Genomic DNA, 11,821 nt, shown 5'->3' with positions numbered 1-11,821 from the left:
TACTTTTTCATGGAACTTTGGACATTACCAATAAATTGATAGAAATGAATTAATTGCAGAAAAAAAGCCGGCACAAAAATAATTTGTACCAGCCCCGTCCCACGTAATTGAATACGTAATATAAAATATGAAATTAATTTTTAAAGTAATCCTGTAATGCTTGAATCTTATCCGTATGTTCCCACGGTAAATCAATATCGGTCCGACCAAAATGTCCGTACGCCGCCGTTTGTTCGTAAATTGGCCGCTTAAGGTTTAACATATCAATAATCCCGGCCGGCCGCAGATCAAACAAGGCCCGAGTCGCTTCAATTAGCCGCTCTTCGGGAACCTTCCCGGTGCCAAAGGTATTAATGTCAATCGATACGGGCTTGGCAACCCCAATGGCGTAAGCCAACTGAATTTCAAGTTGGTCCGCTAATCCAGCTGCCACCATGTTTTTGGCGATGTAGCGCGCCGCGTAACTTGCCGAACGGTCAACCTTGGTTGCGTCCTTACCTGAAAAGGCCCCGCCACCATGGTGAGCGTACCCACCATAAGTATCAACGATAATCTTGCGACCGGTTAAGCCGGCATCGCCTTCAGGACCGCCAATCACAAACCGACCGGTTGGATTGACCAAATAACGGGTCTTGTCATCAAGGTACTTAGCAGGAATGACCTGCTTAATAACCTTTTCGATGACATCTTTACGAACCTGCTCCAAGGTCACCCCATCAGCATGCTGGGTACTAAGAACAACCGTGTCAACCCGAAACGGCTTGTCGTCATCGTTATATTCAACGGTCACTTCGGCCTTGGCATCCGGTCCCAAATAGCCGATTTCGCCATTTTTCCGTAACTCGGCTTGTTTTCGCATGAGTTTATGAGAAAGGGCAATTGGCAATGGCATCAGCTCGGGCGTCTCGTTAATTGCATAACCGAACATCAGGCCCTGGTCACCAGCGCCGATCTTATCAAAGGGATCAGTGTCCCCATTACGCTTTTCAAGCGCATCGTCGACACCCTGAGCAATATCGGGTGATTGTTCGTCAAGGGCAACAATCACCGCACATGAATCGCCGTCGAATCCGTACTTTCCATCACAGTAACCAATCCGTTTGATGGTATCGCGCACGACCTTCTGAATATCAACGTAGGCCTTCGTGGAAATTTCACCAAACACCAGCACAAGGCCGGTTGTGACCGACGTTTCACAGGCCACTCTGGCGTCTGGATCCTTTGCTAACAAGGCATCTAGAATTGCGTCACTAATTTGGTCGGCAATTTTATCTGGATGGCCTTCTGAAACTGATTCCGAAGTAAATAAATGTTTTTCGCGCATTTTATTTTCCCCCTATAGATTTTTTAGGTTACAAGGCTTCTTCACGATACACGTGAATCCTATCGGGAACTCATAACTTCACTATGTTATCATAAATAATTTCATTTTGGAACCACCATTTTAAGCGCTTCGTTGACCAAAAAGGCAAAAAATATTAGGATTAAGTTTACAGACTTTTAATCGAAGGTGATTATGTGACCGCAAACCGCAGTGCTCAAATTCAATTAGTTATCAAAATAGTCATTCCATTAGTGGTCTGGATGCTCTTTTCAAACATTGGATTGGCATCTTTTTTCACCAACCATGATCTGCTTTATTTATTATTTCTAGCCCTCGGCTTTTCAGGCATCCTCAGCCAAATCAGATCCAAGGACAAGCAGCCAATTCTCTTTTTTGCTTGTGATGCTGTGGTCGCAGTTCTTGGGGCAAAGTTACTCATGACTAACGGTTCCTTTGTCAACTGGCTGCTGGTTTTGGATTTTTGCCTTGCCAATCTTCTCATCTTGACGAAGCTCATCAATGAACCCCACTGTCAGTGGATTATTTACGGCATTATTAGCGGCAGCGGCATTGTCTTTCTGTTCAACGTGACGTACCACCACTACTTTTCCCTGATGGCCCTTATGAGCATTACCGTGCTGATATTTGCAAATATTTTCTTTTCATTTCCAGTTTTCATGAAAAATAGTAGTCACCTTTCGTTATTCGTGATTATGCTGCTGATCTTAGGACTTTGCGTCACCCTATCCCTATCCATTCTAAAAGTGTTGATGATCGCCGCAATCCTCGGCTTTTACCTATTCTTTGAGTGGCGGGTTAACGACCGCAACTATGATAAACGCAATAATACGTCACTGGTCTGCTTATTGTTGTTTTCATTGGTGACCTGTCTCTAATCAATTATTAAGATTTTCTTTACTTACTTTAATTTTATCAAAAGACATTCCAATAAGTGCGCTTTCATTTCACTGACGTGGTAACATACCAGTTGATTAATAAACGACGGGGGCACAATCAGTGAACATTAGAGTAATTGGCGACATTCGAAAGGGCAAACTCCAACCTTCGTTAACCGGGAACGCAATCGTTGACGACGCACTCATTCAGAATTTCTGCAACGAACTGAAGAACCAGATTGACCGGGTAAATTCGACGGTTAACGTGATTGCTGAACACTTTTTTGACCCAGCAATTCAAACCGATGACATCATCCTGATGGATCGCCGAATTTCAACACTTCTGCCAGCAGAAATCCGGTCGAAATACCGGATTATCGATGTCGACCATAATGACATCGTCCGGGGAAACGTTCTAAAGACTTTGTCGCTTTTAAAAAAATTTAGCGATCATTCTCAGAGCAGCTGTTGAGAACAGAGTGAAATATCAAGAGAGGACCTGAAGCGCGCAATGCACTCAGATCCTCTTTTTGCGTTATTGTTTTTTGTTTTGCCATAAATACAGGATCACCATCCCCAGCACTAACACAAGCGTGATCACTAACGTATCAAGCCACGCCTCGGAATGGTCAGCAAGCGGTAATTTAACATTCATGCCGTAAAAGCCCGAAACGATTGGCGGCACCGCGAGGACCAGCGACCAGACAGTTAAAAACTTCATGGTCTGATTAAGCCGATTATTCAAGATATTCCCGTATGCCGCCTCAGTTTCACTGACGACGCCCGCCTGAACATCAAACATCGACTGACACTGCCGGTATTCAATCACTAAATCCGCGATCTGCTGGGAAACCTGACGGGACAAATCCGCGGTCATGGTTAATTTCTGTTTTAAAACATCTTGTAATTCCTGCAGGGCGACTAAATTACCGGCGGCAGCTGATCGCAAATAAACCAGCTTGGTCTTAAGAACCGTAATGACCGCTAGGCGCCGATTCGAAATGTGGTTCATGCGGCTATGACCGGCAAATTGTTCAGCTTGTTGGCTAATCACGTCCAATGTGTCAAAATACGGCCTCAGAATTGCCCGCAAGATTGCAAAAATATGGTCGCTCAAAGTCGAATAGGTCACACTGGCTTGCTGGTTAATCAATTTTGAAAGCGTTTGGCCATGACAAGCCGTGATGAGGACGTCATCATTAAATCCCAGAAATACCGGCACCGTCGTGGCGGCGGTGTCTAAATCGGTTGCTAAAGCTCTAACAACCAAAACCCCGGCATTTGACAAGGCATCGAAGGTTGCTCGCGGCTGCTCGTGGCGATCCATCATATAATCCTTAAATTTCTCAGGAAATTGATACTTGGAAATTACCTGAGTTAATTCAGCCTCCTGTGGATTCACAATTTCAACCCACCGATATTGATTTAACGCGTGTTCCTTAATCATTGTGATGCCCCCACTCCTCGATCGGCCTTTTAGTCAAAGTTTAATCTGAATCTGGCATGAATTCAAATTTTGGTTAATCGATCAAGATTTTTGCCGCCGCTTAATGACCTGGTAAGCTAGCAGCATCACGCCGACCGATACAATCGAAATAATCATTGCCACGCGGGTTGACGAGCTCACCAGCAGGAAGCCGAGAATAAAGATAAAGAATGCCAGACTCACGTAGTCGGCGATGGGGTACCCGGGCATTTTGAAGGCCTTCACCCCGGCTGGATGCACCCGCCGATATTTCAGGTGAACAATCAACAGCACGATCCACACAACGACAAAGTTGATGGTCGACACGCTGGAAACCAGGTTGAAAACCCCAGCCGGGATAAAGTAGTTCAAGACAACGATAATCAACAGAAAAGCCGTCGAAAAGTTCAGGGCAATGTTTGGCACGCCGTTTCGGCCCAGTTTGGTTAAAAAGTTCGAAGCGTTGCCACCCATACTAAGCGCGTACATCGTCCGACTTGTACTGAACAAGCAGCTATTAGTGGCGGAAATGGCGGCGGTTAGAACGACAAAGTTGAGGATTCCGGCCGCCCCAACGATTCCGACCCCGGAAAAGACCTGGACAAACGGACTGGCAGTGGTGGTAATCTCGTTCCAAGGATACACACTCATCACCGCGATCATTGAACCAATGTAAAATAACCCAATTCGAATTGGCAGGCTGTTAATGGCCTTGGGCAGATTGTTTTTCGGATCGTCGGTTTCCCCTGCCGTTAAACCAACCATTTCGATCCCAACAAAGGCAAACACCACCATCTGAAAGGACAGTAAAAACCCGTGGGCGCCCTTTGGAAATAGCCCGCCATGGCTGACAAGATTGCCGAACGAAGCCGTGTTGCCGCCAACCTTGACAGAAAATAGTGCCAGACCGAACCCAACGACGACGAGTAAAATAATCGCCACCACTTTAATCATCGAAAACCAGGATTCCAGTTCACCGAAGAGCCCAACGTTAACCATATTGGCCGCGAACAAACCCAGCAGAATCACCAGCGGCGGAATCCATTGCGGAATACCCGGGAACCAGAATTTAATATAGATTCCCGTCGCAGTTAAATCAGCCATTGCAAGACTGATCCAGCAAAACCAATAGGTCCAACCGGTAACAAACTCCCAGCGATCACCCAAATATTCTTTAACGAAATCTAAAAACGAGTGCTTGGAAACGTCGGATAGCAATAATTCACCAATTGCCCGCATGAGCAAAAAGCAGAAGATGCCGACAACCAGGTACGAAATAATGATTGACGGCCCAGAAGTATGGATCGCGCTGCCAGAGCCCAAAAACAGACCGGTCCCAATGGCCCCACCAATTGCAATCATTTGAATATGCCGACTCTTTAATGATCGTGATAAACTCCTTGAATCCTTACTCTTTTCCATGATCTGCCTCCTATCAATGTTACGACAATAAAAAACGCTCCCAGTACTGATCACAGTACCAGGGGCGTTTCTAGCGAACGCGGTTCCACCCATTCCACAGTCAAGTTGACTGCCTCAAAATGCAGATAAAGGCTGCGGCCTATTCGTTTCGCCATTAACTTTCGTACCGACTTTCAGCAAATGCCGGCTCTCTGTTCATTAGTTCCCTAGTATACGGATCCGTGAACAATTGTCAAGAGATACTGGACAGATTTTTGGATTTGATGAACACAATAATTGAATTTTCCCCAAAAATGGTGTAGCTTAGAGCCAATAAAAGTCAAAGTTACTTTAACCTAATTTGGAGGTTCCTATCATGAGTTCACATACAGCACTATTGATTATTGACTATACAAATGATTTTGTTGCTGACAAAGGCGCCCTTTCCTGTGGGGCAACCGGGCAAAAAATCGCGCCAAAAATTATTGACTTAGCCAACCAGTTCGTGAAAAACGACGATTGGGTCATCTTACCAACTGACGTGCACACCCCAAATGATCCTTACCACCCGGAAACCAAGCTGTTTCCACCTCACAACGTTCGGGGGACCTGGCGACGAGAATTTTATGGCCCCCTTGCGGACTGGTATCAGGAAAATCAGAATCGCGACAAGGTCTACATGTATTACAAAACCCGTTACAGCGCGTTTGCTGGCACCGATTTGGACCTGCGGATGCGTGAACGTCACGTAGATACGCTCCATTTGGTAGGGGTCTGCACGGATATTTGCGTGCTGCACACCGCCGTTGATGCTTATAATCTGAATTACAATTTAGTGATTCATGAAAAGGGAGTCGCTGCTCTGACCCCGGCTGGCCAGGAGTGGGCCCTGGATCATTTTACCCATGTTTTAGGCGCGACGGTCACCGACTAATGCCGGTCTCACTTTGCAAAATTCCAATTTATAGTGTTTAATGGTTTTCGAAGAGATTTTTGGTTAAATCGTACTTGAAAACCATTTTTCTTCTCCATAATCCCCGTTATCGTCTTACCTGACAGGGTTATGTGAATAAGGAGGAACATGCAATGAGCAATAAATTACCAACCTACAATCGTGATCAATGGCAACATGCCAAGGACGCGGTTTTGGAAGAGTATGAGGCCTATAAAGAAACGTTAAGAAATCAAGGCGTCGATTACACGATTAAAAACGCGCGTCAACTCTTGATCTATCAAGATCTCGTTTCTGAATGGCAGCACAAACTGGATACCGTTATCTCTGACCTGGAAGATAACGTGTTCGCACTAAGCATCTTCAATGACCTTAAGAAACGTAAGGTCAGTTCACTGCTTGAACGTGGTTATACCCACATCTCAGGCTGGCCTGATTTCAATCCCAGTGCGCTGGCACTTTGGCTGGAACTTGAAGAAGACGAAACGATGGCTTAAATAAGCGTGTAATAACCAACGCTTTATTAACAGAATTTAAAGGGCTTCACCGATTATTTTGACCTCAGAATAACCGGTGAAGCCCTTTAAACGTCAATCGTCGTCTCACTGCCCGATGCTTAAATAATCCAAAATCAAAAATGGTCTCGTCTGAGAAGCGTGAAAATATCACTCACTTTCCCAGACGAGGCCACTTCTTTTAATCTTTATCCTTCTTCTTGCTATCTGATTTATCATTTTTGCGGTTACTCTTCATATATTCTTCCCTGGTCATCAGATCTTTAACGTGAATTTTAATTTCGGTCGGCTTAAGGTCCGTCATGCTATCGATAGCGCTGCATAATTTTGTCGTGACCTTATCAAACACCGCCGGAATCGATTTGCCATATTCTAACACGGCGTCCATCGTCAGCTTTACCTGCTTATCGTCATTGTCCAGATCAACCTTAACGCCGGTTGTCGGATCAGTCTCATCTGAGAAGCGATCCGTCACGGAATCAATTAAATTTCCTTCCAGTGACAGGACACCATCAACGTCACGAACAGTATTTCCGGCAATTTTTGCCAATACGTCATCGTTGTAAGTCAGGACGGTTTCTAATTTTGGGTTTTCAGTTGTCATATTGATCTCCTCCAAATTTTGAGTTTAATTACTGAACGCGGTCATCGGCCACGTCAGTTGCGATTTCGTCTTTTTTACCGGCACTTTGGGCTTGCCATTCTTTCTTTGTTAAAACATCATTAACGTTCACATTAATTTCAACAACGTCAAGGCCGGTATAATTCTTAATTGCCCGTTGGGTTCGTTCACAGATTTCATCAAATATTTTGCGGGCATCAGCCCCATATTCGATTGTCGCATCCATATCCAGCGCCACCTGCTTTTCACCAACCTCAGCATCAATTCCCTTGGTCGGATCAGTTTTCTTTGAGAATCGATCCGCCAATTCACTCATCATGCCGCCATCTAAAGATAATACCCCTTCAACATTGCGACACACTAATCCGGCAATTTTTTCAATCACTGAATCGTTAAACGTCAATTTCCGAGTGAGTGTCACATCATTTACGACTTTGGTTTCCATTCAAATCAACTCCCTATTTCTGAATAACCGGTCATTGACAACCTACTCATCGCTGACCAGCTGGCTGATCAAACTTTTAAGGCCGCCAAATTTACTAATTAAGGCACCAATCAGCCCGCCTGCAATCCCGAGGGCTAATACCAGCAGAACGCCATTAAACCCGCTGACGGCCCAGACAGCGCCACATATCACGCCGATCAGGCCACCGTACATCATTGCATTCATAAATTGATCCCTCCTTAAACCACTCGCGGCTGGCGAGAACGCTTCTTGGCAGCCGTATCAAAAGGTTTCACGTTAACGTGGACCTTCTTGATGGAAACGGCCATAAGCCGCGTAAGTTCATCCACGATAATTTGTTCAATTGTCTCGCCCAATGAAACCAGATCCGACTCACGACGATTGGTGGCCGATACCCGAACACGGGCATCCCTTCGCTTTCCGGTAATCTTAACGGTTACCTTGACGTCACTCACCTGGGTTCGAGTCGCAATCGTCTCACCGAGAATCTTTTCAACCGCACGCTTAGAGATGGTTAAACGGCCATTAGGTGACCGAAATTCGAGCTGATTGCCCTTCTTGGGAGCTAATAAAGCAATACAGCCACCCGTTATCGCTGCCAACCCAATAATGACGGCAATCGTCATCACGGCTACTTGAAGCCATAACTCACTCGTTTGGCTCGTTGGCAACACAGCCGATGACAACCAGCGAACCGGCAGAACCATCCCCGCCAACCAAACGGTTTGAACAATTGCCACCAGGCTCACAATCAGGATAAGCAGCTTCGTCAGTTTCCGCATGCAAATCCCTCCTTTCAACGAAGACCAATTAGTCGGCTAATCCCCGTGTGACAAGTGAAACGAGAAAGACCAAGATTACCGCACCGACAATCGCAGGAAGAATCGCAATATCTGCCAGTTGTGGTCCCCAAGCTCCTAATAACGCCTGACCCAGCCACGCGCCGATTAATCCGCCGACAATGTTGCCAATCCATCCAAGGGGCATCGATCGACTTGTGATTGCGCCAGCAATTGCGCCGATCACCCCGCCAATAATAAGTGTCCAAATAAGACTCAGCATTGTCCTCACCCTTTCTGTGAAATTTTATATAATCACATAGCATTCCTGCCATGACTTAAGTGTACAATAACTAAAGACTTATTGTGTGAATAAGTTGTGAAGAAAGTTAGGTCTTTTTTTGAAGGCGGTTCAACGCCTAATCAGCGCGATGACAGCCGAAAGATGGCCGCAAAAAAGACCGTCGATTCTGTGTGCAGTTGGAATCGATCGGTCTGGCCAATCATTGTTGATGGTTTAATTTCTGGGCCCATAAAAAAAGAACGGATAAACATCATTGTTTGTCCATTCCCCTCAGATTGATCACCTACCAGAGATGGCAACCTTCGTCACCATTCTCAACTAGGCGGATTAGTATTGATAAGTCTATGAAAGATACATTGAACTGACTTCTAAATGCCATCGTCCGATAGCTTGACGATTCAAAACAACTGACAGCGTCATCCCCCAAGACAACGTTGTTCACAGGCATTTTACTGTTGATCACCCTGAGAATCTTTAAAGTCAGCCATTTCATTGGATGAAAAGTCCTTAATGAAATCAAGGATTTCGCGGACCTTATCAGCACCATAACGGGTAATCCACTGATCGAAACGGGCGGTGGTTAAACTGTAAACCTTTCGTTCAACCTGTTCGCCATCCTTTGTCAGGTGCAAATATAAGCGGCGCCGATCACTCTCCGCGGGCTTTTGATAAATATAATCGTGCTGTAATAGCACTTTGATTTGCCGTGAAATTGCGCTTCGCGTGACGTTTCGCTCACTGGCGATATCCATTAAAGAGACGTGTTCTCTTTCAGCAATCGTATGCAAGATCAGATACTGTTCAAACGACAAGCCATATTTGTTCGCCGGTTCTGAAACAAAGTTGTCCAGATATTTCAGCGATGACAGATACACAGATATTGCCTCTCGCAATAATTCTTCATGCGTTTTTGTCATTTCCCTCACCATTCCCCAAATATTATTAATATCAATACTGCACTAATTATATATTGTCTGAACTGCTGTATCAACAATATACGGCTGGTTTTGAAAACTTTTGTCAATTAATTGCTTAATCGAGTGTGATAAACTAGTTATAGGAGGCATTATGGCAGACAATCTAATCACAATTATTCATCAAGTTGAACTTAATATTTTTAAAAAATTTGCGCTGGTGGCTGAAAAATATCACCTACACTACATGGCATCCGGGGGAACCCTACTGGGGGCGATTCGCCATCAGGGATTTATTCCCTGGGACGACGACATGGATATTGCCATGCCCCGGGCTGACTACGAACAATTTCTTAAAGTTGCTCCGGCAGCATTTGAACACGACCACTTCTTCCTGCAAACACCATGGTCGGACATTAACTACGCGTTGAGTTATGCGAAAATTTTGGATCGCAATACCTTCATCGAAGAACGCAACAACGTCAACGACGCCAGAAAGGGCGTCTTTCTCGATGTCTTCCCTTTAGACAGGATTCCAGAATCCCCCTCAAAACAGCGGCGGCAGCTGGTGGATATGCGCCGCCTGGACAGTCGGATTTACCTTAAACTTCGATATAACATTATTGATAATCCGATTCGAAAGTTCCATAATGAATTAACGGAGGAACAACAAGAAACCGCGTTAGAATTTAAGCAGCATCGCCAGGCAATCATGACCGCCTACAATGACAATCCTGATTTAAAGCAAGTGAAAAATCTCGCATCACAGTACGCCTATGAGAAAGAGATCTACACCCAGGATCAGCTGGCTTCGATGATAACGGTTCCCTTTGAAGACACGTCAATTCGGGTGCCAACAGATTATAACGCGATTCTTACCCAAATTTATGGCGATTACATGGCCTTGCCACCGGACAACCAACGTTCGGAAAAGCATATCGCAAAGCTGTTCTATAACAATCAATTGTTTGAAATATAATCAGTTGCTTGCATTAGCGCCGGTTTTTTGGTAATTTATGGACAATTAGCATAAAAGATTGAAGGTGGAAGTATGTTTGACCCTAATAGTTCAAGATTTGCTAGTTTTAGCATTGTTTCCACATTGCCTGATCAAGCCATCGATAACGTCTGGTTTATCATTGATAACGATTTGCAGGGTGTCTTTCAACTCTCAAATTTAATTCAGTTCAATTTGGTCAATAGCGATGGGAAACTGTCATACGATTTCATTCAAAAAAACGAATTGGTGGCAACCTTTGATTCCCCATTTCCTTACGATAATGGCTATCCAAAGTCATTAGTCGTTTATGATAGCGGCGACCGCCAAATTATTGCGACCCCGTCCGAAATTAATATCTAACCACGAGCCCTTTCATGATGGATCACCATCAATTTTGAAGCGCTTCGGGAAAAACTGGCGACAGAGAATTGTCGCCAGTTTTTTGTTACGCACGAAAAAAGTGAAGCCAACTCGAAATGAGTCGACTTCACTTACCTNCAATTAAATACAATAATAATATTAAATCATATTTAACATCAGAATGCAACGAAAAATGAATAAAAAAAGATTTTGATAAGAAACAGATAATTCAAAATCTTCGACTGCTCCGGCTGGGTTCGAACCAGCGACCTCTTGATTAACAGTCAATTATTCTACCACTGAACTACGGAGCAAAAATGTCTTTCTTAAAAAGAACATATATATTTATAACATAAATTCTCATATCATGCAAATTTAAAATGAAACTTTTTAATTAGCCAATATGATTTTCCTTAAGAATAATCGCAATTTCCTTTTGCATTTCCGGCGTTTTCTGCCACTCTTCAAAATGATCCATATTTTCGTCGGGCATGGTGTACTTTTCGTTGATATAATGCTCGTATTTTTGCACGTGAGGCGAATACGGGATGTTTAGCTGTAATATCCTAACCCCCTTAATAAAACCTCTCTCAGCGGCTAATTCGGCCCTTCCGTTCTGAACCATGTCGCTAATCTCAATGTACTTAGTCCCATCATTTCGGGTAATTTCTTCAATTAACGTAAATGTCTCGTGACTTTTCATGACGAATGCCTCCAGCTAAAATTAATCCACCAGAGTATTATACACAAATTCGCTCATTGAGACAAAAAAATAATGGCCCCAAACGGCCATCCAGACTGAAGACAAAGTCCTCCAAATACG

16 protein-coding genes, 1 tRNA gene and 1 riboswitch are annotated in these 11,821 nt (G+C 44.3%); of the genes, 6 read left to right on the top strand and 11 right to left on the bottom strand.

The window, feature by feature from the left end; all coding sequences use genetic code 11:
- Window positions 1-133 precede the first annotated feature (133 nt).
- Complete coding sequence (metK, locus tag FD47_RS12225) at window positions 134-1,324, bottom strand: methionine adenosyltransferase (protein WP_056980738.1); 1,191 nt, start codon at window positions 1,322-1,324, stop codon at window positions 134-136.
- Window positions 1,322-1,405: riboswitch (SMK box riboswitch) on the bottom strand. Its footprint overlaps the gene before it by 3 nt.
- 113 nt (window positions 1,406-1,518) lie before the next feature.
- Between metK and FD47_RS12220 the strand changes: the two genes are divergently transcribed.
- Both FD47_RS12220 and FD47_RS12215 read left to right on the top strand, forming a co-directional pair.
- Window positions 1,519-2,220 carry a hypothetical protein gene (locus tag FD47_RS12220; protein WP_008212060.1) on the top strand — a complete coding sequence of 234 codons (702 nt, stop codon included), beginning with the start codon at window positions 1,519-1,521 and terminating at the stop codon, window positions 2,218-2,220.
- Between the two features lie 121 nt (window positions 2,221-2,341).
- Entirely contained in the window at window positions 2,342-2,692 is a 351-nt protein-coding gene (locus tag FD47_RS12215; protein WP_008212059.1) for a hypothetical protein, read from the top strand.
- 63 nt (window positions 2,693-2,755) lie between these two features.
- Here the strand turns inward: FD47_RS12215 and FD47_RS12210 are convergent, their stop codons facing one another.
- Together FD47_RS12210 and FD47_RS12205 are read right to left on the bottom strand one after the other, a co-directional pair.
- Window positions 2,756-3,667: a magnesium transporter CorA family protein gene (locus FD47_RS12210; RefSeq protein ID WP_054736157.1), complete on the bottom strand. Its 912-nt coding sequence runs from the start codon at window positions 3,665-3,667 to the stop codon at window positions 2,756-2,758.
- An 81-nt stretch (window positions 3,668-3,748) separates the two neighbouring features.
- Entirely contained in the window at window positions 3,749-5,107 is a 1,359-nt protein-coding gene (locus FD47_RS12205; protein ID WP_054736156.1) for an amino acid permease, read from the bottom strand.
- 355 nt (window positions 5,108-5,462) lie between these two features.
- Between FD47_RS12205 and FD47_RS12200 the strand changes: the two genes are divergently transcribed.
- Entirely contained in the window at window positions 5,463-6,020 is a 558-nt protein-coding gene (locus tag FD47_RS12200) for a cysteine hydrolase family protein (RefSeq protein WP_054736155.1), read from the top strand.
- 152 nt (window positions 6,021-6,172) lie between these two features.
- Complete coding sequence (locus FD47_RS12195; protein WP_040537684.1) at window positions 6,173-6,535, top strand: hypothetical protein; 363 nt, start codon at window positions 6,173-6,175, stop codon at window positions 6,533-6,535.
- A 199-nt stretch (window positions 6,536-6,734) separates the two neighbouring features.
- Here FD47_RS12195 and FD47_RS12190 read toward each other — a convergent pair whose 3' ends face one another.
- The 6 genes from FD47_RS12190 to FD47_RS12165 form a co-directional block, all read right to left on the bottom strand.
- On the bottom strand, window positions 6,735-7,157 hold the full coding sequence (locus FD47_RS12190) for an Asp23/Gls24 family envelope stress response protein (RefSeq protein WP_008212054.1): 423 nt from the start codon (window positions 7,155-7,157) through the stop codon (window positions 6,735-6,737).
- A gap of 28 nt (window positions 7,158-7,185) precedes the next feature.
- The gene (locus FD47_RS12185; RefSeq protein WP_008212053.1) at window positions 7,186-7,620 is read right to left on the bottom strand and encodes an Asp23/Gls24 family envelope stress response protein; all 435 of its coding nucleotides are present in this window, start codon (window positions 7,618-7,620) and stop codon (window positions 7,186-7,188) included.
- Between the two features lie 42 nt (window positions 7,621-7,662).
- Window positions 7,663-7,845: a hypothetical protein gene (locus FD47_RS12180; protein ID WP_008212051.1), complete on the bottom strand. Its 183-nt coding sequence runs from the start codon at window positions 7,843-7,845 to the stop codon at window positions 7,663-7,665.
- A 14-nt stretch (window positions 7,846-7,859) separates the two neighbouring features.
- A complete protein-coding gene (amaP, locus tag FD47_RS12175) occupies window positions 7,860-8,423 on the bottom strand; it encodes an alkaline shock response membrane anchor protein AmaP (RefSeq protein WP_008212049.1) in 564 nt (187 codons plus the stop codon).
- A gap of 28 nt (window positions 8,424-8,451) precedes the next feature.
- On the bottom strand, window positions 8,452-8,703 hold the full coding sequence (locus FD47_RS12170) for a GlsB/YeaQ/YmgE family stress response membrane protein (RefSeq protein WP_008212048.1): 252 nt from the start codon (window positions 8,701-8,703) through the stop codon (window positions 8,452-8,454).
- A gap of 470 nt (window positions 8,704-9,173) precedes the next feature.
- Entirely contained in the window at window positions 9,174-9,653 is a 480-nt protein-coding gene (locus FD47_RS12165) for a MarR family winged helix-turn-helix transcriptional regulator (protein WP_008212046.1), read from the bottom strand.
- A 139-nt stretch (window positions 9,654-9,792) separates the two neighbouring features.
- Here FD47_RS12165 and FD47_RS12160 point away from each other — a divergent pair, with 139 nt between their 5' ends.
- Together FD47_RS12160 and FD47_RS12155 are read left to right on the top strand one after the other, a co-directional pair.
- Window positions 9,793-10,617 carry a LicD family protein gene (locus FD47_RS12160; RefSeq protein WP_054736153.1) on the top strand — a complete coding sequence of 275 codons (825 nt, stop codon included), beginning with the start codon at window positions 9,793-9,795 and terminating at the stop codon, window positions 10,615-10,617.
- 72 nt (window positions 10,618-10,689) lie between these two features.
- Window positions 10,690-10,998, top strand: coding sequence for a DUF960 domain-containing protein (locus tag FD47_RS12155; RefSeq protein ID WP_008212044.1), 309 nt, complete (start codon window positions 10,690-10,692; stop codon window positions 10,996-10,998).
- 242 nt (window positions 10,999-11,240) lie between these two features.
- On the opposite strand, the gene FD47_RS12150 is transcribed toward FD47_RS12155, so the two are convergent.
- Window positions 11,241-11,312, bottom strand: a tRNA-Asn gene (locus FD47_RS12150).
- A gap of 80 nt (window positions 11,313-11,392) precedes the next feature.
- The gene (locus tag FD47_RS12145) at window positions 11,393-11,701 is read right to left on the bottom strand and encodes a hypothetical protein (RefSeq protein WP_008212043.1); all 309 of its coding nucleotides are present in this window, start codon (window positions 11,699-11,701) and stop codon (window positions 11,393-11,395) included.
- Between the last annotated feature and the right edge of the window lie 120 nt (window positions 11,702-11,821).

Source organism: Lentilactobacillus parafarraginis DSM 18390 = JCM 14109 (genome assembly GCF_001435895.1).
Classification (GTDB): domain Bacteria; phylum Bacillota; class Bacilli; order Lactobacillales; family Lactobacillaceae; genus Lentilactobacillus; species Lentilactobacillus parafarraginis.
This window is presented reverse-complemented; position numbering and strand designations above follow the sequence as displayed.

Coding starts and splice junctions, on each gene's coding strand:
- FD47_RS12190 (WP_008212054.1), bottom strand. CDS start 7,157: ATGACAACTGAAAACCCAAAATTAGAAACCGTCCTGACTTACAACGAT.
- FD47_RS12195 (WP_040537684.1), top strand. CDS start 6,173: ATGAGCAATAAATTACCAACCTACAATCGTGATCAATGGCAACATGCC.
- FD47_RS12170 (WP_008212048.1), bottom strand. CDS start 8,703: ATGCTGAGTCTTATTTGGACACTTATTATTGGCGGGGTGATCGGCGCA.
- amaP (WP_008212049.1), bottom strand. CDS start 8,423: ATGCGGAAACTGACGAAGCTGCTTATCCTGATTGTGAGCCTGGTGGCA.
- FD47_RS12160 (WP_054736153.1), top strand. CDS start 9,793: ATGGCAGACAATCTAATCACAATTATTCATCAAGTTGAACTTAATATT.
- FD47_RS12155 (WP_008212044.1), top strand. CDS start 10,690: ATGTTTGACCCTAATAGTTCAAGATTTGCTAGTTTTAGCATTGTTTCC.
- FD47_RS12145 (WP_008212043.1), bottom strand. CDS start 11,701: ATGAAAAGTCACGAGACATTTACGTTAATTGAAGAAATTACCCGAAAT.
- FD47_RS12200 (WP_054736155.1), top strand. CDS start 5,463: ATGAGTTCACATACAGCACTATTGATTATTGACTATACAAATGATTTT.
- metK (WP_056980738.1), bottom strand. CDS start 1,324: ATGCGCGAAAAACATTTATTTACTTCGGAATCAGTTTCAGAAGGCCAT.
- FD47_RS12210 (WP_054736157.1), bottom strand. CDS start 3,667: ATGATTAAGGAACACGCGTTAAATCAATATCGGTGGGTTGAAATTGTG.
- FD47_RS12180 (WP_008212051.1), bottom strand. CDS start 7,845: ATGAATGCAATGATGTACGGTGGCCTGATCGGCGTGATATGTGGCGCT.
- FD47_RS12185 (WP_008212053.1), bottom strand. CDS start 7,620: ATGGAAACCAAAGTCGTAAATGATGTGACACTCACTCGGAAATTGACG.
- FD47_RS12205 (WP_054736156.1), bottom strand. CDS start 5,107: ATGGAAAAGAGTAAGGATTCAAGGAGTTTATCACGATCATTAAAGAGT.
- FD47_RS12165 (WP_008212046.1), bottom strand. CDS start 9,653: ATGGTGAGGGAAATGACAAAAACGCATGAAGAATTATTGCGAGAGGCA.